The organism is Vibrio atypicus, from assembly GCF_009811315.1.
Lineage (GTDB): Bacteria > Pseudomonadota > Gammaproteobacteria > Enterobacterales > Vibrionaceae > Vibrio > Vibrio atypicus.
In genome coordinates this window covers 182451-205310 of the sequence record NZ_BLID01000002.1, presented here as the reverse complement: position 1 = coordinate 205310, position 22860 = coordinate 182451, and the positions used below count along the sequence as shown (strand labels likewise).

General features: G+C 42.3%; 18 protein-coding genes. 3 read left to right on the top strand and 15 right to left on the bottom strand.

Annotated elements, in window-relative coordinates; all coding sequences use genetic code 11:
- Positions 1-13: 13 nt before the first annotated feature.
- Positions 14-973, top strand: coding sequence for a tRNA dihydrouridine(16) synthase DusC (gene dusC, locus GVO60_RS05535; protein WP_159651718.1), 960 nt, complete (start codon positions 14-16; stop codon positions 971-973).
- On the opposite strand, the gene GVO60_RS05530 is transcribed toward dusC, so the two are convergent.
- From GVO60_RS05530 to cysB, 6 genes are all read right to left on the bottom strand, one after another.
- On the bottom strand, positions 970-2430 hold the full coding sequence (locus GVO60_RS05530; RefSeq protein WP_159651716.1) for a sensor domain-containing diguanylate cyclase: 1461 nt from the start codon (positions 2428-2430) through the stop codon (positions 970-972). The genes dusC and GVO60_RS05530 overlap by 4 nt on opposite strands.
- Before the next feature lie 132 nt (positions 2431-2562).
- Positions 2563-3357, bottom strand: coding sequence for an ABC transporter ATP-binding protein (locus GVO60_RS05525; RefSeq protein WP_159651714.1), 795 nt, complete (start codon positions 3355-3357; stop codon positions 2563-2565).
- On the bottom strand, positions 3354-4295 hold the full coding sequence (locus GVO60_RS05520) for an ABC transporter permease (protein ID WP_159651712.1): 942 nt from the start codon (positions 4293-4295) through the stop codon (positions 3354-3356). The genes GVO60_RS05525 and GVO60_RS05520 overlap by 4 nt, the downstream gene beginning before the upstream one ends.
- A 62-nt stretch (positions 4296-4357) precedes the next feature.
- Positions 4358-5323, bottom strand: coding sequence for an ABC transporter substrate-binding protein (locus GVO60_RS05515; RefSeq protein WP_159651711.1), 966 nt, complete (start codon positions 5321-5323; stop codon positions 4358-4360).
- 169 nt (positions 5324-5492) lie between these two features.
- Positions 5493-6686, bottom strand: a complete 1194-nt coding sequence (locus GVO60_RS05510) for a methyltransferase (RefSeq protein ID WP_159651709.1) — start codon at positions 6684-6686, stop codon at positions 5493-5495.
- Between the two features lie 54 nt (positions 6687-6740).
- Positions 6741-7715, bottom strand: coding sequence for an HTH-type transcriptional regulator CysB (gene cysB / locus GVO60_RS05505; protein ID WP_159651707.1), 975 nt, complete (start codon positions 7713-7715; stop codon positions 6741-6743).
- Positions 7716-8019: 304 nt separating this feature from the next.
- Here cysB and GVO60_RS05500 point away from each other — a divergent pair, with 304 nt between their 5' ends.
- Both GVO60_RS05500 and miaE read left to right on the top strand, forming a co-directional pair.
- Entirely contained in the window at positions 8020-8784 is a 765-nt protein-coding gene (locus tag GVO60_RS05500) for a DNA repair protein (RefSeq protein WP_159651705.1), read from the top strand.
- A 65-nt stretch (positions 8785-8849) separates the two neighbouring features.
- Complete coding sequence (gene miaE / locus GVO60_RS05495; RefSeq protein WP_159651703.1) at positions 8850-9641, top strand: tRNA isopentenyl-2-thiomethyl-A-37 hydroxylase MiaE; 792 nt, start codon at positions 8850-8852, stop codon at positions 9639-9641.
- A 76-nt stretch (positions 9642-9717) separates the two neighbouring features.
- On the opposite strand, the gene GVO60_RS05490 is transcribed toward miaE, so the two are convergent.
- From GVO60_RS05490 to lapB, 9 genes are all read right to left on the bottom strand, one after another.
- Positions 9718-13836, bottom strand: a complete 4119-nt coding sequence (locus GVO60_RS05490) for a zinc-dependent metalloprotease (protein WP_159651701.1) — start codon at positions 13834-13836, stop codon at positions 9718-9720.
- A gap of 22 nt (positions 13837-13858) precedes the next feature.
- Entirely contained in the window at positions 13859-14695 is an 837-nt protein-coding gene (locus tag GVO60_RS05485) for a hypothetical protein (RefSeq protein WP_159651699.1), read from the bottom strand.
- Between the two features lie 157 nt (positions 14696-14852).
- Complete coding sequence (locus GVO60_RS05480; RefSeq protein ID WP_159651697.1) at positions 14853-15659, bottom strand: ABC transporter ATP-binding protein; 807 nt, start codon at positions 15657-15659, stop codon at positions 14853-14855.
- An 11-nt stretch (positions 15660-15670) separates the two neighbouring features.
- On the bottom strand, positions 15671-16528 hold the full coding sequence (locus tag GVO60_RS05475; protein WP_159651695.1) for an ABC transporter ATP-binding protein: 858 nt from the start codon (positions 16526-16528) through the stop codon (positions 15671-15673).
- 12 nt (positions 16529-16540) lie between these two features.
- Positions 16541-18379 carry an extracellular solute-binding protein gene (locus GVO60_RS05470; RefSeq protein WP_159651693.1) on the bottom strand — a complete coding sequence of 613 codons (1839 nt, stop codon included), beginning with the start codon at positions 18377-18379 and terminating at the stop codon, positions 16541-16543.
- 26 nt (positions 18380-18405) lie between these two features.
- A complete protein-coding gene (locus GVO60_RS05465; RefSeq protein WP_159651691.1) occupies positions 18406-19449 on the bottom strand; it encodes an ABC transporter permease in 1044 nt (347 codons plus the stop codon).
- Entirely contained in the window at positions 19446-20468 is a 1023-nt protein-coding gene (locus GVO60_RS05460) for an ABC transporter permease subunit (protein ID WP_159651689.1), read from the bottom strand. The genes GVO60_RS05465 and GVO60_RS05460 overlap by 4 nt, the downstream gene beginning before the upstream one ends.
- Before the next feature lie 410 nt (positions 20469-20878).
- Positions 20879-21589 (bottom strand): orotidine-5'-phosphate decarboxylase, encoded by a 711-nt coding sequence (gene pyrF, locus GVO60_RS05455; RefSeq protein ID WP_159651687.1) that lies wholly within the window; start codon positions 21587-21589, stop codon positions 20879-20881.
- An 84-nt stretch (positions 21590-21673) separates the two neighbouring features.
- Entirely contained in the window at positions 21674-22843 is a 1170-nt protein-coding gene (gene lapB / locus GVO60_RS05450) for a lipopolysaccharide assembly protein LapB (protein WP_159651685.1), read from the bottom strand.
- Positions 22844-22860: the final 17 nt, after the last annotated feature.

Below are 22860 nucleotides of genomic sequence, written 5' to 3'. Positions count from 1 at the left end.
AGAGGCGTTTTTTATGCGATTAGTTCTAGGCCCAATGGAGGGCGTGTTAGATCATTTGATGCGAGAGATTTTAACTGACATCAATGATTATGATTTGTGTGTTACGGAGTTTGTTCGTGTGGTCGATCAGCTTCTGCCTGATCACGTCTTCCATCGCCTGTGTCCAGAACTTCTACAAGGTTCGCAAACCAAATCTGGCGTGCCTGTTCATATCCAACTGCTCGGCCAAGATCCTCATTGGATGGCTAAAAACGCTATTAAAGCAGCAGACTTGGGGGCTAAAGGCATTGACCTCAACTTTGGTTGCCCTGCAAAACTGGTCAATAAGAGCAAAGGTGGTGCGGCGCTATTACAGCACCCAGAGCTGATTCACAACATCGTAAAATCATGCCGTGAAGCTGTGCCTAGCCATATTCCTGTTACGGCTAAGATTCGCCTTGGTTGGGAAAACCCAGATGACTGCTTTGAGATTGTCGATGCAATTGAGCAAGCGGGCGCAAATGAACTAACAGTTCACGCACGCACAAAATCAGGTGGCTACAAAGCAAGTGAAATCAAATGGGATTACATCGGCCAAATCCGTCAGCGCTCTTCCATTCCATTGATCGCTAATGGCGAGATCTGGAACTATGCTGATGGCCAAGCGTGTATAGAAACCACTGGTGTTGATTCGTTAATGGTGTGCCGCGGCGCATTCAACGTACCAAACTTAGGTAATGTAGTTAAACATAACCATGCAGCTATGCCTTGGGCCGAAGTGGTTGAGCTACTTTTGGTTTACTCTCAATATGAGATGAAAGGCGACAAAGGGTTGTATTACCCAAATCGAGTTAAACAGTGGTTTGCCTATCTTCGTCAACACTACCCAGAGGCTGCGGAATTGTTCCGAAAAATTCGCACTTTCAACAAAGCTCAGCCCATTGTTGAGTACATTACTCAATATCAGCAGCAGCTATTAACCACGGCAAGCTAAAAAACCAGTCTGTCTTTACCTGTTGTTTTTGCTTGATAGAGTTTTTCGTCAGCGGCTTTGAACAGTAACTCAAAGTCGTTGGCATGACGACCATCTACGATCTCAACGCCACCAGACACAGTAAAGCCGTTTTCGATGACTTCTGAAGATCGCTCCCCTATGGCATGCTGAACACGCAACATACTTTTCTGTAACGCTTCATTGTCTGACCCGCTCATATAAATAACGAACTCTTCACCACCAATACGTGCAGCCGCATCACTACTACGAATGCTATACGAGATCTGGTCGGCCATATACGAAATCACTCGATCCCCGACATCATGGCCAAACGTATCGTTAATCGCTTTAAAGTCATCGATATCTAACACAGCAATCGCCACATACCTATGATGATGAGTATTCTCAAGAAAAGCTTGTAATCCTCGTCGATTTAGAAGGCCCGTCATGGAGTCTTTTGCTGCTAGCTCTTTGAAGTAACTGTGTTCAACTCGAGTATTAATAAAGAAAAGTACAATAACTGAGAAGATGTAGACAATCGCAACCACCAGCAAACTATATCGTTCAAAATAAAAGAAATTACCGATTTCACCGGGTAAGTCGAACATGTAGTAAAGAACATGAGTTCCAGCAACACTTTCTATACTCAATGGTAATACGCGCATCGCAGATTCGGGCAAGGAAAGCATTGATGTATTCAGAATCCCTAACGTGCCCGCCAATTTCCCATGCGTATTGAGCAGGTTTTCATAGCTAACATCGAGTGACAACATACCTTCATGATCACCCAATGAATAGACCGGCATAGTCATACTCATCACCAGTTCACTTGATGCTGGTATAGGTGCAGGACCTGTAATGGTAATTAACTCTGGGTTTTGTGCGGTTTGCTGCCAAAATGGGCGGGCTTTTACTGTATCAAGAAGTTCAGTGGTAATGGTTTTCGCATAGGTATCAGGGGAAGACATAATATAGCCTTCCTTGTCTATGTAGTGGATACCGAGCAAAGAAGGGTCAATGTCGTGCATAAACGACAGGACTGGTGCTAAAGAAACTTGGCCTGAGACTCGTTTATAAGCAGTACTCTCCGGGTTACAAAGCTCCGCATCCCCAACAAGCATATAATTGATATCAACGGCAGGCATTTTTAGATTGCGGCCATCCGCGAGCAACAACGCATCAATCGGCCACATCTGACACACACCATTGATGATTTGATGATTGTGCTCAAGCAAGAAAATGTATTTCGTTTTCGAGTAGTTGGTAAAACTGTAATCAATCGCAGTAATGACTTTGGCTGCACGCGTTAACGTACTTTGAATGCGATTGTACTCATCATCAATATCTCGATTTACTGAGTCGTAGTAGTTTTTCACCGTTAACGCAAAAACGACCGCGGATAAAACCAAGGGCACTAAAAATACAAATCTTAAGCTAAAGTGCCTTTTTACGTGCATCAAACGCCTCAAATCAATTTGAATGAAAAAGCCTATCTATAATGTAATGCAGTAGATAGGCTCATTGGATATATTAATTGAGATTGTGTCACAGATTTTTATCAAGTTCAGCCATCAAAATGTCAATAAAGTTTAATTTAGCAACAAACTATCATCCGCCAACTCTTCTCCTCTGACTTTAGTGAACATCTCAAGCAAATCAGGCACCTGCATATTTGCGCGCTGTTCGCCAGCGACATCTAGAACTATCTCTCCTTGGTGCAACATAACCGTTCTATCACCACACGCAAGGGCATCTTTCATTGAGTGAGTCACCATCATGACAGTCAAATTAAACTCTTTAACAATTTTCTTAGTTAAATTGATGATAAATGCTGCCATTCGAGGATCGAGTGCAGCCGTATGCTCATCGAGCAGCAGTAATTTACTATCTGATAATGTGGCCATCACTAAGCTCACCGCCTGACGTTGACCTCCGGAGAGTAAACCAATGCTGTCCCCCAACCTATCTTCAAGCCCTAAACCAAGAATACTGATTCGCTCTTGAAACAGTTTTCTACGCTGACTCGATAGAGACAAACTCCAGCCTCGCTGCTTACCGCGCATATAGGCTAGTGCCATATTCTCCTCGATAGTCAAATCACCACACGTCCCTGCTAATGGATCTTGAAAAACACGCGCACACTGCTTAGCTCGCTGATCCACGCTTTGTTTCGTCACATCTAACTCATCAATGATCACTTTGCCGCCAATCATAGGTGTCTCACCTGTGACTGCGCCTAACAATGTCGATTTACCCGCACCATTTGAGCCAATCACCGTCAGAAATTGATGCTCAGGCACTTCAAGAGAAACCCCTCTTAACGCTTGGTTTTCTAAAATTGTTCCTGGATTAAACGTGACCTGAATATTTTCAAGACGAATCATACTGCATCTCCTGACTTGCTTCGCTCTGTCGCCTGCCCTACTGCTGCAGACGTGTTAGCCTTTTTTGCTTTGAGGTTTCCTTTTAACTTTGGCGCAATCAACGCAATAGCCACCAACACAGCCGTCACCAAGTTTAGATCTGATGCTTGTAAGCCAAACATGCCGGAACTAAGTGCAAAGGCAACCGCTAATCGATACAGAACTGATCCTAAAATCACTGCGACGACAGCTACCCATATTTTCTTGCCTGGGATCAGTGTTTGACCAAGAATCACCGCCGCCAAGCCAACAACAATTGTACCGACGCCAGAAGTTACATCAGCAAAGCTATTCGTTTGTGCAAATAAAGCTCCTGAAAAACCAACGAACCCGTTGGACAACGCCAAACAGAAATAGGTATAAAATGCAGTGCTTGCGCCTTGTGCCGAGACCATACGAGCATTCACGCCAGTCGCTCTCAAGCCTAATCCGAAATCGCTATTTAGTAACCGCACGACGAACAAAGCGGAGATCAGAACCAACACACCTACAATCAAAGGGCGGATCAGCATTGAATCGCCCAGAGCTTCAAATGGTGTCAGGATGGTTTCTTCACCTAGCAACGCAATGTTCGGGCGTCCCATAATGCGGATATTGATAGAAAAAGCCGCAATCATAGTGAGAATGGAAGCGAGAAGGTGAAGTATCCCGCATCGCACCGCTAGAAATGCCGTCACCCATCCAGTAGCAGCCCCCGCCAAGATCGCCATTCCTGTTGCGACCCAAGGATTGATTCCCGAGACAATCGCAGTCGCTGCCACTGCGGCCCCCATAGGAAAGCTGCCATCAACACTGAGATCAGGAAAATCGAGTACACGAAACGTCAGGTACACTCCAAGAGCAACGAGCCCGTACAGTAACCCTATCTCTAGTGCACCAAAAAATGCAAAAGCAGACATACAAACTCCCTTTTCTGCTTAAAAAAATGGAGAGCACGATTGGCTCTCCGAGATATTTAGGGTTATTTAACGCTGGTTGCGCGGTCTAATACAGAAGCAGGAACCGTCACACCAAGCTGCTTCGCTGCATTTGAGTTCACAACGAGATCGGAACCTTTTGCTACTTTCACATCTAATTTACCAGGTTCATTACCTTCTAAAATAGCGGCAACGTAATCCGCTGTTTGCACTCCTACCTGATAGTAATCAAAGCCAAGACTCGCGATTGCACCTTTCTCAACATAAGACGTAGCGCCACCAAACACTGGAGTCTTCGCTTGATTTGCCGCCACAATCATACCTTCAATAGCACTTGCTACCGTGTTGTCTGTTGGCGCATAAATAACATCTGATTTTTCAGCAATGGCTTGAGTTGCTGACATCACATCAGCACTTTTTAATGCGGTAGCTTCAATGACTTCGATCCCTTGCGCTTGAGCACTCTCTTTTAGAAGCTTCACTAAGGTGACGGCGTTGGCTTCTCCGGGGTTAAAAACGACACCGATAGATTTCACATTGGGTAAGATTTCTTTAATGAGCTCAACGTGTTGAGATACTGGAGAGAGATCCGAAAGACCTGTGACATTTTTACCAGGTTGTGCCATTTTCGACACTAACTTCGCCCCAACAGGATCTGTAACGGCAGTAAAAACGACAGGAATCGAACGAGTCGCGGAGACAAGAGCTTGCGCTGTCGGCGTCGCTATACCTACCAAGACATCTGGCTGCTCACCGACATATTGACGAGCGATTTGAACCGCTATCGCTGGGTTACCTTGCGCGGTTTTATAATCGAACTCTAAGTTTTTACCTTGCTCGTAGCCTTTTTCTTTTAGACCATCGATCAGTCCTTGGCGAGTTGCATCCAACGCTGGATGTTCAACAATTTGTGAAACCGCCACTCTTGCGGTTTTCGCCATAATACTGGTTGAAGAGAGTAATGCTGCTCCTGCTAACATGGCCACTGCCATAACTTTTCCTGCTTTCATCTCAGCTCCTTGATTTCAGCAATAATGAGGTGATGTTGTGTGCGATATTATTTATCTATTGTTATTTAAATTGCACAAAATGTGTGCACATCAATCATTATTACCAATAAGCTGTATAAAATGGAAGCAAGGTTTAACAAAAATTCAACAAAACAAGAGCTGTGCACATTTACGTTTTCGTTGCGCAAATCAAGATGTTACGTGGCGTAACCTCTTTGGCACAAAACTCCACAATATCAACCTGATACCCTTGCTCTTCGATATAGAGTGACTTATCAAGTACTAACCACAACTCAAGGCTACGACGGAAGACTTGCTGAACCAGGCTAAGCCTCTCCATATGCCAATAGCGTTGTTCTCCAAGCTGTTGGAAATGTAAAAAGTCGACTTCAGGTAACTCTATCTGCTTCTTCTTCGTCGCCCACAAACAAAAAGATTGGAAGCCATCCGCCAATGATGATTTCTTAATGCTCGGAATCGGTACGTAATGCTCAAAACCGCAGACTTGACGCAACAATAGATCAAGACCAAGCCGAAAGCTCATTTCTTCAAAGCGATGGCGCTTTACTCGCTCACCACCTGTAACCGTTTCTTGCAGCGGAATACGAAGCTCAGCTTTCGATAACGTCAGTTCCGATGACTGGCCGAAGCTTGATAGTGGTTGATAGTTTTCCCCCTCAATAAGATGATAACAACAAGGCGAAATCGTCATTGCGGGCAATTGAGCATTACTCGCTTTTTTTATTAAAGAAACATGTAAATCACCACAAGCATGTAGAGCAACGGCATGCTGACGCGAATTCATTGCTCGTTTTGCACTTTCTGCCAGCGCATCACCTTGAATAAACGTCATTGGTAGTTTTTGCTTATTTGCTTCACTCTGCCCTGCATCACATAGTGCCTGCTGAAACTCGAAGCTGGTAACCTTTTGCTGGCTCTGGCTCGCTAATATTCGGCCTAAAAAGCCTTTTCCTGAGCACCACTCTAGCCACTCCTGTCCTTCGTGCTGCTGTAAAGCTGCCTCGCCCATTGAAACAACTTGCGCGAGCTTTCTGCCAGGTACTCCACTTTCTACGCCACGTTCCAGATGTAACCCAGAAAGTGTAAGCTTTTTTAGTTGCGAGTTCTTTTTAATAGCAGCAAGTTCAGGGAGAACACGAGTGATGGCAGTAAGTAATGACTCACTATCTGCTTTATAGGCATCTATCTGCTCATAAGTTAGTGAATAAAGCCATTGGCAAAGTTGAGGGTATTGCGAAATCCATGGCAGTTGCTCATCAACACTTTGTAAAAAAGGTTCGAAGCGCCATAAGTCTTGATAAGTTAAAAGTAAAGAATTGAGTGATGTAAAGTGGTGTTTCATGCTTCCCCCTAGGCTAACTCTATTTTAGAGGGAAGCGATTCGATTTAATAGCGCTTAGCGAACTGGGAGTTCGATATCTCTGAACATCTCTTCGATTTCAGCATTCGACTTCAGCGATAACGCTTGCTCGACCACTGGACGCGTCAGATGCGGTGCAAAACGCTCCATAAAGTCAAACATGTAAGAACGCAAGAACGTACCTCTGCGGAAACCAATGCTAGTCGTGCTCGCGCCAAAGATATGGCTCGCATCAATGGCCACTAAATCGGTATCTTGCTCTTTATCAATTGCCATACTTGCAATCACTCCAACCCCAATTCCCATTCGGACATAAGTTTTAATCACATCAGCATCGGTCGCAGTGAAAACAACTCTAGGCGTCAAGCCATGTTGATTAAACGCGGCGTCCAACTCAGAACGGCCTGTAAAACCAAACACATAAGTCACTAGCGAATAAGAGGCAAGATCTTGTATTGTTACCTGCTCTTTTTGCGCAAGTGGGTGGTTTTTAGGTACCACAATCGAACGATTCCAGTGGTAACAAGGTAGCATGATTGCATCTTGATAAAGGTGCAGTGCTTCGGTAGCAATCGCAAAATTAGCCGTACCCTTAGCAATCGCTTCAGACATTTGGCTTGGCGTACCTTGATGCATGTGCAAAGAGACTTTTGGATAACGATTAGTGAACCCTTTGATGACATCAGGCAATGCATACCTTGCCTGAGTGTGGGTCGTCGAGATATTTAACGTTCCCATCTCTGGATGAGTATGTTCACCGGCTACCGCTTTAATACTCTCAACGCGAGCTAAGATTTCTTGAGAAATGCGAATAATGTCTTCACCAGCACCTGTCACTTGTGTCAAATGCTTACCGCTACGCTCAAAAATTTGGATACCTAACTCATCTTCAAGTAATCGTACTTGTTTACTAATACCTGGTTGAGAGGTGTATAGGCTTTCAGCGGTTGCTGACACGTTTAAGTTGTGGTTAACGACCTCAACAATGTACTTCAATTGCTGTAATTTCATTCCTGACCCGAACTCCCTTATCGACGCACTATGAGCATGTCATCATAGTTTATAATATTTAGTTATAACGCCTCTCAAGATAAATTGATACCCCTGCCATCAATTCCGACGCATAAACTTAGCCGAGAGTGAATTCAGCTGTTCGTTTTGCAACCAAATACTCATTATCAGTGGTTAATTTTGTTTTTTAATTACTAAATGCAAACTACTGGGCAATAATAGAAAATAGAAAATAAGTGCAGAGGGTGAGTAGAATCGTGTATCCTTATCTGCTAGCCATCGGAAAACATAAGATACGGAATTTATGAATATTGGTTTAATCATAGCTTTAATTGCCATCTTACTGGTCTTGGTTCTTGGCTATAACATTATGTTGCAATACAAAGTCAAAGCCGAGACAGCCAAAAAGCAAGAAAGCTCTCGCTACTTGCAGATCATTGATGCGACTGAAGAGCTTATCGGCCACGCTCACCATCTTCCATACAGCAAAGAATTGTTGGTATGTCTGAATGTCCGAATTCTAGATGCACTACAAAATATGGCGGAGCTTGATCCTAGAAATAAGCAGTTGGAGCAACGTGTAGAAAACGTAAAAGCTCAGATAAAACAGCTTGAAGAGAACCATAAAGGTGGTGAGAGCACTGCATTTAAAATTCCTAGCAGTGATAAGCAAGCCATCATGATGCTAAAACTCGTGAAACGCCTTCGTGATACTGTTCGCAATGAGCACAACAAAGGCCGATTCGAAACTCAGCAGTATGTCGCTGAAAACGCGCGTCTTGAAACGATTCAAATACGAATCAACATTGAAAATGTAATTAAGCGTGCCAACGACTCTATCACTCGTGGTCAACCAGGTACTGCCGTTCAGCTTTTGCGTAAAGGGATTGATGCACTTAGTACTAAGAACGACAGCTACTCTAATCAAGCTCGTGAAAAGCTCCAAGCTATGTACGACGACCTAGAACAAAGCCGCGTGTCTCGCAATGCTGAAGAGCTTCATCAAATGGAAGAGAAAGAGCGTCAAGATGATATGGACGTTCTCTTTGGTGAAAAGAAAAAATGGTAATATAATCCCTAATATTCCGTTTCTAAAGGTCGCTGATGCGGCCTTTTCTATTTATAAAGTGTGTAATGATTGACCTGAAAAATTACGATTCATTGCTTGAACCCATTAATGCGTTTCTGCAGTGCCCTACTCCTGATGAATGGGTAGAAGAAGCAAAAAGACCAGAAAATTTAAATGTCGTTCTCATCGATCATTTAATGTGTGAGCTAAAAGCAGGCCAATCTGCCATGTATTTGATTCGTAAATACGCAGTTGATAAAGAAAGCGCACATAACCTTTTAGATTGGTTTAAGCCTTATGAAGATTTTGCTTATCGTAAAACGGGTAGCCTTGAGACGTTAAAAGGTAAAAGCAACATTTCTAAAGCCATTATGGCAAAGTCGGATTCACCATATAGCCAAGACTTAATTGATAAAATGGTGCTCCTAATTAAAGAAGAGCTTCATCACTTCTATCAAGTACTCGAAATAATGGAAAGCCGCAATATCCCCTTTGAGCCCATTCTTGCAGGTCGCTACGCAAAGGGATTATTAGCAGAAATGGCAACCTACGAGCCACAAACATTGATCGATAAGCTGATCATTGGTGCGTATATTGAAGCTCGTTCATGCGAGCGTTTCGCTAAGTTAGCTCCGCACATGGACGAAGATATCGCAAAGTTTTACGTATCTTTGCTGCGCTCTGAAGCACGTCACTATCAAGATTACCTAACACTAGCTGAAGAAATTGCAGGTAAAGATATCTCTGAGCGAGTGGCGTTTTTTGGCCGTGTAGAAGCAGAACTTATCTCCACCCCTGATGGTGACTTTAAGTTTCATAGTGGTGTGCCGAGTTATTCAGAAAAAGTGACTGTTTAAATCGATTCGATGAATAATTAAAAAGCCCTTAGTCAATGACTAAGGGCTTTGTTTATTAATAGTACTTACCTTTCAATTAGTTCACATAATGTACTGGTAGTTTGCGAAGAATCTGATATTCCTCACCAATCATGTTCGCATAATCGCCCGTTAAGTAAGCGTTAATAGTTGCTAATGGTAACGTCCAAGCAAACTTATCTGTGTCAGATGCATTCGTGTAACCTTCGTATAGAGGGTACGCCGCCGCCAGAAGAGTATTTTCAAGGTTTGAGTTCACATAAGCCATTGTAAAGTCGATAATTGACACAACGTCATTAATATTATGAACTTTACCCGCATTATGCGTCACTGTTCCTGCTGCTGAATCAAAGACTGTTTCAGGTTGAGCTAGTACAGCGCCAATCACACCATTGAACTCTGCGTTCGACAGCCCATCTGATAGATCAACACGGCCTGCTTCGATTTCTGCTTTGTACACATTTATAATAGCTTCAACAAATGGTGCATCAAGAGCGGCTGCTGGTGTATGGAAACGTTCAGAAAAACCCGCTATTGGTGCCCATGCAGCAACGACTGCATCCAAAGAATCTGCTGATGTACCATCAAGAGCTACCTTAGAAGAGTACCCCTCTGAGGTGACCATACGAGAAGCAAATTTGTTTGCTAGTGCATTGTCTTTAGTGATCTTATAGGTACGACCTTCAATCACAACCTCAATCGCATCACCTTGAATCATATCGTAACGGTCTAGCTGCTTACTTAGACTATTGCGTTGAGCCAACGCGGTTTCAGCAAAAGTCACGTCATCAGTTCGCATACGACGAGTACCCATTTCAAGGATCATAGTCGATGCATCTTTACGTGCGGTCGATGATAGGTCGAAGAACGAACCTATTCCACTTGGCATAGGAGGCAGAGATTCAATAAGCTGCGTTACATGTAAGTTTGTATCTAATGACGCAGGAATCGTGTAGTCGACACCGTCAGAATCAACAAATTTAACGCCATTGCTCAACGGCTCACCTGCAATTAAGTGTGCCATGATTGCATCATATTCCGCTTTTACCCCTGGAAGATCTAATAGAGATGCAAATTGCTCTTCATCGGTGTAACGGAATGAGTAACGACGCGCAAGCATATAACTTGCTAAACCTTTATCTGGCCACATACCCAAAATAGAAACGGCATTTGAGTATGGATTTGCTGGATCATTAGATGCAACAGAGTTTAGGTATTTAGAGTTTAGTGCTTCAGCATGAATTTCTTTAGCACCGTGTAGGCTTTGCAGAACACCTGTTGCTGTGTCATCAAAACAGCTAGCTTCAGCCAAGTTGTAGGATGCAGGAATCATGTAAGACAACGCATTCAACGACTCACCAAGTGATACTGAAACCAACTCATCATTTCTATTTGTAATGATACATTGAGATTCCGGTGTACGAAGAACATCAAGGAAAAACTCTGCAGCTTTCTTTGAACCATACGCGTAATCACATAGCCAACTATTGTTTGCCATCACAGCTGGATCTTCAGAATAAGTACAATATGACGGATTATTTGCCAACAAGTTCAAGAACTCTGTCGGTTTTTGCGATGGCGATGCATCACCATAGTCATGGAAAATACTATCGATACGCTCTGAATCTTCGATCATATCACGCATGTCGTTCATTTCACGGAAACGACGCACAATGTACGACGGATAATCCGAGTTATAAAGGCCATCGCTATATAGACCAACGTTACGTCTATCGTAGCTATCTAAGTAATTCTGCCATTGATAACGAACAATTTCTTCACGCGTTGTACCTTCATCAAAACGGTTACAATCACTGTTAAGTGACACATTACCATCAGTACAAAATGCGTAGCTCTTACGAGAATCGATATTCAATACGTCTTCAAGATAATAAAGTGCGCCATGCTCAGCTCGAGCATCACCTGCCAGTGCAGCTTGATCGAGTTTGCTAAAGTCACAGGTATAAACAGAATCACCTGTAGGCTGACCTGAACCATCGGTTACAATTTGTGTTTCCGTACACTCTATAAGAGGTGCGGAGTTACCATTAGCCACAATTGGAGAAGGACCATATTGGCCGTAGAATGAATCAGCATGAGCTTGTTGGCCTGCTGGTGTAGACAAATCAGCAGCAGACACTGGGGAAGGCTTAATCAAATCGACTTTACGACCATAGCCAAACTTGAATGCTGCAACATCATACAAGCCCCAAGTTGGGATTTCATCCAGCATGCTCGGAGCGTAATCCATTGTTGAACTATACGCTGGTATATTTGCAATACCTAAACGATCAGCTTGTTCACGAGTAAGGAAGTTGTCGCTATCAAGGGAACCTTTGAAGTTGTGGCGTAAGCCAACATTGTGGCCAATTTCATGTACTAACGTATTGCGATAAGTTGTTTCTGTGATCGCATCTGCAGCTACAGATTTCAGATTATCAGGGAGTTCATTCCAAGACTTCAACGTACGAGTAACTTCATTGCCGCCTTCGTCTTTGACAATTTCAAAATAACCTTCATCGGTTAGTGGAAGGTTATCGATGACCGCCTTGGTACTCGCAGACACCCAACTTGCCTCTATTGGATAAACGTTATTTTCACTCCAAAGCTGTAAACGTTGCTCTTCAGCAACAATAACGTCTTCAAGTGGTGTTTCATCTGTAACTTCGACTAGATCTGATGGACGCAAGCGGGATTGGACTTTCGTTTGCAGTTCAACAAGATGTTCTGCTTCTTGCTCAGTTACTGAAGTATGAACGTGACTATGATCTAAGTTGTACATTGCTGCCGTTTCAGCAAGTTTTCTGAAAGATTGAACTTCTGAGCGGTCACTAACGTCAGGTGAATCTGCGCGAGAGCTCAACCCACTGTCAGCTAACTGCGAACGGTTGTAAAAACGAGCCATGTTATCCCAATAGAAGGGGACACCTGTTCGTGCAACACCAGAATATTGGTTGACATGCGCCTTGATGATTTCACCAGTTTGCGGATGAGCAATAGATGGTCCGTAACCAAGTAGACCATTTTTTAGAGGTTCGTCAACTAATTGGATAACATTGTAGCGTAAGTCACCAGCGTGAATACCTGCAGCTTCAGTTTTGTTTACGATCTTCAATAAAGGCTTGCCGTTATTTGGATCAATAACATTTAGCGTTTGGTTCATCATATCAATTGTTTCAAGAGTAACATTCAATAATGACGCATTTTTCTCTTCGAAAAAGTTATCCGATAAGTAGTACTCGATCGACTCAAGCTCTGGGTTAAAACGATTTAAATAAGTAACATCATTGTACTTATTGGTAATTGGATCTAGCTTCTTAGTCGTTGTAGCAAAGAAACCGATTTCATTTTCATCCCCTACTGGGTACAAAATAGGTTTATAGTCTGCACTCGCGACTTGGTCTTCATGCACAAGAGAGTAGAAGAATCGAGACTTAAACGAGCCTTTCGCCAACTCTTCTTCTAATGCTCCCCAATCCATATAACGAGATATCTTGTCCCAATCAACAGAAAACGTCTGTTCCAGTTCAAAGTTCAACACACCTGTTTTAGGGTCAAACTCCCAAGATAGAACATCTGGGGTCCCTACTGGAGAAATGCCGTCTTTTAAACCGTAAAGCTCATCCCAGTTAATATCAAGGGCTTTCGCTTCTGAAGGCTTAGGCGTGTAGTGCGTGTTGGTTCTGTAACCCTCTAGCGTTAAGCCTGTATCTGGATCGACTTCTTCTACGTTAGTACAGTCACCGTATGAATCTTCCTTACATTGATAACGCGCAAAATCACCAGGGATCGTCATAATATGAGGAAATTCTACCTGATCATCAGTGCCTGTTAGATTGCCATTAGCATCGTTTAGAGGAAGACAGTAGCCATTTGAATCTTTTGGATAAATATTTTCAGGATGGTTTGAATCATAGCCAAACACTTCTAGACCATTCTGAGAAAAACAAACTTCTACGTAACGCCCCATACCTTGAAGGAATGGAAATTGTGTAACCGCAAAGCGTGGTGCGGCACCCGTTGTAGGTGCATAAATCCAGCGACCATCCGTTTTCAGATCTTTAACCTGAATCTCATGTTCATTACGCTCTACGTAGTCATAATCTTGGTCGTCAGCTCCACAACCCGCTAGTACCGCGGTAATTGCTGACGTCAGTGCCAATCTCTTAAATATCATAATATGTCCTTATTATTTATTTCTAGAAGGAGAAAGTAACGGTTGCTCTGTAAGAAGCATTGTCTTGGTCGAATAGGTCAATATTTCCCAATGTGCCTCGCTCAGCATCTTGATAAACACCAGATGTTGATGCTGATAAAGAGGCGGTCCAGTTTTTGGAAATACTGTAAGAGCCAAATAATGAGCCCCCGTATGTCCAACTACTTCTCCTCGTTCCCTGATAGCTAATTGTATTTCCACCGAGAGCTGAAATACCGAGTGTTAATGATTCCCAAGATTTACTTGCACTCGATGAAACAGAAAATGTCCACTCTGTTAATGAGCGGCCACCTATTGTTTCGTAATGGTGGAAATTTTTTCGTAGTCTTGGAGTAATTGAGAAATTAACTCCCCAAGATTTCAATGAGACAGGTATTGCGATACGAAAAGCTGTTTGCAATTCGTCTTTACGCGAAGCTTCTGAGGTGGGAATAGTAAATTGCCCACTCGCTCCTATTTTTCCAGTTTCTCCAAACTCATATAAACCCGAATAACTTGCACCAATAACAGAATCAGTTGCAAAATCTCCAGTTTGATTTTCGTAGGCGCGATAACCACCAGTCGATAAATAACCAGTAATATTATCCGTGAACCTATAATTTAAACTGCCACTCCAAGATAGACTTCTCTCAGAGCGATAATCGTCAGGATTGTAGATGTTTGTGTCGTAAGAAAGCGATAAACTGCCACCCAAATTTGACCAGGCAGATTCAGGTGGTTGCTCATCATTATTATTTCTCTCAGCCCAACTGGGTGAAGAGAATAATGCAGTTAGAGCAAGTGCAACCGTTCCTTGCTTACACTTTTTTGTGTATTGCATAGATTAACTTCCATGAATTATTTAACTCAATTAAGAGCTGTCCATGTCCATTCACCTTTATATTTATTTTAAAAAGGGCGAATGAAATCCATCAAAATATAATTTTTGATTTAAAGTTAACAAGCGAAAAATGATAGGTTTAGTTTATTATTATTTTCTAGCTACGTTTTCGTTGGCTAGGATGCGTTATTGGGATTGCTGATAGTAATTTCTTGGTATAATCATTTTGTGGCGCATCATAAATAATTTGCGCATTTCCATATTCTACGACTTTACCAAAATACATAACTGCCACTTCATCTGAAACTTGTCTAACAACTGAAAGATCATGTGAAATAAAAATCATTGCTAGGTTCATTTCTTTCTGCAGTGATAACAGCAAATTGATAATTTGCGCTTGCACTGATACATCAAGTGCCGATACAGATTCATCACAGATCAATAGCTTTGGCTTTAACGCAATAGCTCTTGCGATACCAATACGCTGCCTTTGACCACCAGAAAACTCATGAGGATAACGATTTACGGCTTCTTTCGGTAACCCTACTTTATCTAACAGCTCCAATACCCACTGCTTTCTCTCAACCGCTGTACCCATATTATGAATAACAAACGGTTCTTCCAAAATCATGCCAATAGTATGTCGCTGGTTGAGCGACTCCATAGGATCTTGAAATACGATCTGCATTTCTTTGCGTAATGGACGCATCTCTTTTGCAGACAATCGCGTAATGTCCCTCCCTTCAAAATAAATTCTCCCCTCTGTTGGTTCAAAGAGTTTTAAGATTGTGCGGCCTAAAGTGCTTTTGCCACAACCTGACTCTCCAACCAACCCTAACGTCTTACCTCTTTCTAAAGAAAAAGAGACACCATCGACGGCCTTTATCGTATAACCCTGTGAAAAAAGTCTTTTGCCAGAGATAAAGTGCTGCTTTAAGTTTTCTATTCTTAATACTTCCTGCATCACTCCCCCTATTAACTCTGGAAAATACTTGGATCAATAGGCTTGATATCGATCATTTGTTTTGGTTTATGCTCTAAGCTTGGCATCAAGCCTAGTAACCTTTTGGTATATGGGTGCTGTGGCTGATCAAACAGATCAAAGACATCTGCTTTTTCAACAATTCGACCACCATACATAACGGCTACATCGTCACAGATCTCTGCCACAACACCAAGATCATGTGTAATGAAGACCATTGCCATTCCTGTTTCTTGCTGTAACTCACGCATCAATTCAAGGATTGAAGCCTGCACCGTCACATCCAATGCAGTGGTCGGCTCATCACAAATCAAAACATCTGGCTTACAAGCCAACGCCATGGCAATCATCACTCTCTGGCGCATACCGCCAGAAAGGTTATGTGGATACTCGTCAACGCGCTTTTCAGGCAGTGGTATTTTGACTTTCTCCAACATTTTTATTGCGTAGGCATAACGCTCAGCCTTTGCAAGTTCGGGCCTATGCAATTCAAGCACTTCCATGATCTGTTTCCCAATGGTGTGAACTGGGTTCAGTGCTGTCATTGGGTCTTGGAAGATAATTGAAATGGCGTCTCCACGCATTTCATACATTCGTTTGGTTGATAGCTGCAAAAGGTCAATATCTTTATAAAGTATTCGCCCCTTTACGACTTGCCCATAAGGCTTAGGCAATAAACCCATGATCGACATTGAAGTAACGCTTTTTCCACACCCCGATTCACCGACTAAACCAAGCGTGCGCCCTTTTTGAACATCGAAACTAACACCATGAAGGACTTTTACCTTCCCATCATCGGTTTGAAACTCTACTTCTAAGTCTTCAACTGTTAACACCGTTTCGCGATTCATAACTACCTCGGCTTACAGCTTATACTTATCATCAACGATGCTGACAACGGGGAAAGTTTTACCTTTCTTCATCGCTTCTTGAGTTTCTTTCTTAACATCACTGTTTAACCAAAAGTTTGCGATGTCCATCGGATGGAAAATGCTTTCCGTTTTCTTTGTCATCGGGCTGTTCGGATACTGGATCCAACGCCAATGTACGGCACGTGAATATGGCACCATATAGCCAGGGACAATGATATTTGCGTCCGTTACATAGTCTTGAATTTGGTGCGACAGGACATAACGTTTTTCTTGGTCAAATTCTGCATCATATTGTTCAATCAATTTGTCTAATGCAGGGCTGCTAAAGTTTGTGTGCGCATTAGTCTGAGGTTTGTTGGCATTATCTGAGTGCAAATATTCCCAATAGGCCGGTATTTCTCCTGATCCCATATTGAGGAAAGCTAGCTCATGTTTCTTCTCAAGAATAAATTTAAAGGCTGAAGAACCGTCAACTAAGTTCAAGGTAAATTCCAACCCAGCTAACTTAGCCTGCTCTTTCAAGTAAGCAATTCGAGGCGTCCAAGTGTTATAACCATAGGTAATGGCGAAAGAAAGGCGCTCTCCGCTTGCATTAACACGAATACCATCTGGTCCTACTTTATTAAATCCAGCTTGAGTAAAATGCTCAGCTGCTTTTGCAGGGTCAAACTCTGGCGCTTTATTGTCGGCTTTATCATATTGACCATGACCAAAGCCCAATCCATGCGGCTTACGAGAGTAGTCGCCACGCATTATATTCGCGATCATGCCATCATAATCTGTCGCAAGCATAATTCCTTTACGCAAATTGATGTCATCTAACAATGGTTGTACGGTATTCATCCATAAGCCACCCGCACCTTGCGGTACTTGGTTAAAACCCCAAAACTTTTGTATGTAACCATCTTTAGAGGCTTGTGAATCAGACTTGCCATGCCAGTATTCAGGTAAAACCATATCGAAATAATCAAGCTTACCTTTTTCAAAATGCTTTAACGCAATATCAAAGTCGCGAATCACAGTAATGCGGATTTTTTCTACATTGTATCGATTTTGATAGTAGCGGTTAGAATAACCCCACCAATCTTCTCCAACGTGTTTGAACGTGACGCTTTTGCCCTTCTTAACTTTGTCTAAATAATAAGGCCCTGCTGTGGGTTCACTCTTAAAGTTAAACTTGCGGACAAAGTTGTCGACCATTCCGTCGCCATTCTCATCTTTACCGCCTTTGAAAAAATGCTCAGGACGAGGCTGGAAACCATTACTTGGCATGTTGATAAGAACCATCAATGCATCTTGGCTTTGCTCGACTTGAGTTTCTACTGCAATAGTAAAATCATCAACTTTTTTAACATCAACAATTGAAGTACTAAAAAAATCGTTGTACCAAGGGTCAACAATATCCTTTGAACGGTAATACTTGAGCATGAATAGGTAGTCATCTGCTGTGATCTTCTCACCGTCTGACCACTTTGCTTTCTCATTCAGCTTAAAATAAACGGTTTTATTATCGTCCGAAAAAGCCCAAGATTCTGCTAATTGAGGGATCCACTTTCCAGTATTCGGATGTCGCTGTGCTAGCTTAGGAGAACCATCCATAAAGTAATGACGAAGCCCTGAATTGGCATCTGGACCAACACTGCGAAGCGTTTGAGGAAAACTCATCATGAATGTTCGAAGAGTTCCACCACGCACGGCCTCAGAGGAAGCGAATAGCGGCTCATCATTGTTAGATACCCAGTTAATATCTGCAGGTAAAGATTGAGCGTATGAAGCAAAAGTCATCCCTGATAAGGCAGCGATTGCTGATAATGTCATTATTTTTTTCATTATTATTACTTCCTGTAATACTGTGACTATTCGTAGCGCGTAAATTTTTTCGGATCAAATGCGCTTCTAATCGCTTCACCGATAAAGGTCACCATAACAAGAACGGCAACTATCGACGTCACAACCGATACCACAATCCAAGGGGCATCTAGATTAGATTTTCCTTGTTGTAGTAACTCCCCCCAGCTTGGGGTTGGTGGCATTAGGCCTAAACCTAAGTAATCTAACGCTGTCAGCGCAGTGATATTCGCGGCAATAGTAAACGGTGCTAAAGTAACAATCATAACCATAGTGTTGGGTAAGATATGGTGAAGCAAGATTCTCGATGTCGAAGCACCTAACGCTCTTGCAGCCATCACATATTCACGAGCTGACTCTTTGTAGGTCATGGTTCTCATATACCAAGTGATACCCATCCAGCCAAACAACACGTTAATAGCGACAAACAACGTAAATGTTGGTTGAGTGATCGAGACCAGAATCATAATGACGTATAGGAAAGGCACCATAGACCAGACTTCAATTAATCGCTGAACAAACAGATCAAACTTGCCTCCAAAAAAGCCCATGGAACAGCCAATAACGGTACCAATGACATAAGAGATCACCATTGTCATTAAAGCGAAACCCATCGCGATTCTAAATCCATAAACTAATCTCGCTAGAACATCTCGCCCAATCACGTCTGTACCCAAGTAATGTTGAGTTTCTGCGCTAGGAGCTAAAGGAGGGAAATCCCCACTAAAGTCTTGTTCATATGGATTCCAAGGAACTAAAGGCATTAGAACAAAATTATCACCGCCTCGCTGTTCAAACTGTTTTTGTAATTGGCGGTAATCTGCTTCACTCGCGTAATCTAGACCAAACTCAGTTCCGACGCGTACATCACTAAATACTGGAAAAGACCACTCTCCCTCATATTTAACAACTAGAGCCTTATTGTTTACTAACAGCTCAGCAAAGAGTGATAACAATAGCAGTGCTGACAAGATAATTAACGACCAATAGCCACGCTTGATCTCTTTGAAGTGATTAACTTTCTTTCTTGTTAATGGCGTTAATTGAATCATGAGTCAAACCTCACTCGTGGGTCAGCTGCTGCGACACATAAATCAGACAAAATGTTGCCGATCATTAACATAACTGCATTGATAGCTACGATCCCCATTACGACTGGATAATCACGTTCGACAATGGACTCATAACCAAGTAATCCAATACCATCAATATTAAAAATAACTTCAATCAAGAAAGAACCTGTCATAAAGAACAACAGAGAATTACCAAAATGGCTCGCTATAGGAATTAAGCTATTTTGCAATGCATGTTTACGGACAGCAACTTTAAACGGCAGACCCTTAGCAATCGCAGTTCGAATATAGTCAGATGATATATTTTCCATCAAGTTATTTTTCATCGTCATGGTCAACGTTGCAAAATCGCCAATCAGATAACAAATAAGTGGTAAAACTGCATGCCACATAATGTCTTTAAACTGTTCGAAAATAGTTTCATAATCTTCGAAGTCGTCGCTGACAAAGCCCCCCATAGGGAACCAATCCAAGTTATATGCGAATACGGTAATTAAAAAGACTCCAACAACATATCCAGGTAACGCATAGCCAACAAAGATTAATATTGAAGAAGTAGAATCAAACACAGAGCCATGTTTGATCGCTTTATAATAACCGAGGGGAATAGAGATAAAATAACTAATAAAGAACGTCATTCCACCGTAAAAAAGGGAGACAGGTAAACGTTCAGCGATCATGTCACTGACCGGTTCGTAATATCTTGTAGATTCACCAAAATCAAGCACAACAATTTTAGACAACCACTCAATATACGCTTCCATCACTGGTTTATCTAAACCGTAGAAAGCATTTAGATCGGCTATCTGATCTTCAGACAACGCCGAGCTATTTCCAGCAACGCTAACGGAAGCGCTGTCAGACCCAGAATGCATACTCGCAAGCATTCTTTCAACAGGACCACCAGGGACAAATCGTGTAATGGCAAAAATTAAAATTGTTATACCTATAAAAGTAGGTACGACCAATAATAGGCGTCTTAAAATATATGCTAACAATTGGAAATACTCCGTACCAATTACTATGTAAAGTAACGCCACGTCCTGTGGCTTATTAGAATATGAAACTGCTTCAATGAGCGATTTTCAGAATTATTATTTGAAGAACCTTAATTGATAAGAATCCGTTATAAAAACCAATTTAACATTTAAGTCGATTTTTATCGACGCGAGTCATATTTTTGACAATAAAGAACATGTTGTTTTCATAACCTTAACGGCAGCAGTGTCACAAAATAACTCATAACTAGAGATTAACGGATTCTTAGGTGAAAATGTTTGAGAATAAATCCCATAACATAGTTATAGAAGTTATATAGGTGGGTTATTTAGTAGATTATTCTGTACAAATAACGCCTAAACGTTTGCGCCATTTGTCTGACACGTTTAGGCGTTTACATTTAGCAGATTTATTTGTTAGAGAAATGTAACAAATCTTGATTGATCGCTGTCAATACTTGCGCAGGATTTTCTGCTTGTGTGATAGGTCGACCAATAACTAAATAGTCTGAGCCAGCATAAATAGCATCTGAAGGTGTCATGATTCGCTTTTGGTCGCCCACTGCTGAACCTGCTGGACGAATCCCAGGAGTCACCAACTTAAACTCTTTGCCTAATACTTTTTTCAACATGGTGGCTTCTTGCGCAGAACAAACGACACCATCCAAGCCAGAATCTTTTGTTAGGGCTGCTAAACGAATAACTTGCTCTTGAGGTGCCACATCAAGCCCGATACCTGCAAGGTCGCTTTGTTCCATGCTAGTAAGCACTGTTACACCAATCAGTAATGGACGATCTTTACCATAGGGTTCTAGAATCTCGCGAGATGCTGCCATCATACGTTCACCACCACTCGCGTGGACATTAACCATCCAAACACCTAATTCAGCGGCCGCTCTCACAGCTTTAGAGCAAGTGTTGGGGATATCATGAAACTTTAAATCTAGAAAAACAGAAAAGCCGCGTTTATGTAGCTCTTTAACAAAATCAGGGCCGAAAAGTGTAAACATTTCTTTGCCCACTTTTAAGCGACAAGAACTTGGGTCGATTCGATCGACAAAGGCAAGAGCATCAGCTTGGTTATCATAATCCAGTGCAACAATAACTTTTTGATCTAACATTTCATCTCCTAACTAACAAATACATGCCGAAAAAAAGCAGCGGGATCACCGCTGCTATTTCCAATTGAAATTCCAATTTCTAATTTATTCACCATCAAGACCACGAATAGGTTTGATGGTCCCCCAACCTTTACACGAAGGGCAATGCCAATACATTGAATGAGTCGAAAACCCACACTTACGACATCGATAATGTGGCTTCACCTTAAGCTGCTCACCAACCAACTTTTGCAAAGTAGCCAAACTCGCCTTTGCGCGGCCCTCTTCAGCTTCTATAAGGTGATAATCAATAAGTCGGTAAAAGCCTTTCATTGTGGGGTTTTTTACCAGTTGGCGAGTTAATAATTCTTGCGCGGAGCCTGCCCCTTCATGCTGCGCGACTAATTGGGCCAACATCAGTTCTGCAGAGGCTCCCGCCTTTCCCACGATACATTCACGTAGAAACTCTAAAAGCTCGTCTTCTTGGCCTAAATGATAATAACAATCTGCTAATGTAGGTAGCACTTCACTTACGAAGTCACTATCTTGCTCAAGAACCATTTTCATGTACTTGATGGCATGAGCGTAATCTTCATCTTCTAGGTAAATTTTGCCAAGGGCGATGCTAGCACGAACACATTTAGGATCTTCAGTGAGCGCTTTTTTAAAATTTTGCAGCGCTTTAGTACTATTTCCTTCAGTCTTTTCCTGCATCGCGAGCTCGCACCAAAAATGAGCAATGCTGGTACGCATACGTTTTCTGCCTAGCTTTACTAGCAAAACAGCATAGTGAATTGCTTTAGGCCATTCTCTGGTCTGTTGGTAAATAGCGACGAGTTGCTGTAGCGCAGCTTCACGGTGATCTGGCTCTTCCACTAACTGCTCAAAAATCTTTTCAGCACGGTCTAAGAAGCCAGAGGCCATGTAATCTTTAGCAAGCTGCTGCAAGGCAATATTTTTTTGATCTATGGTTAAACCCGAACGGGAAATAAGATTCTGGTGAATTCGAATGGCGCGATCCACTTCACCACGGGAACGAAACAAGTTACCCAACGCTAAATGAGTATCAATGGTTTCGTCATCTACCTGGAGAAGTTCGATAAAATGATCAACTGCCTTATCAGACTGATCTGATAACAGCAAGTTCAAACCCGTAACGTATTGACGGGAGATTTGATTAGAGTGTTTCTGCTTGTCTTGTTGGGCGCTTCGGTTACCCATGTACCAACCATATGCGGCAGCGATTGGTAGTAACAAGAAGAGTATTTCTAACATTGAGTGGAAAGCCTACC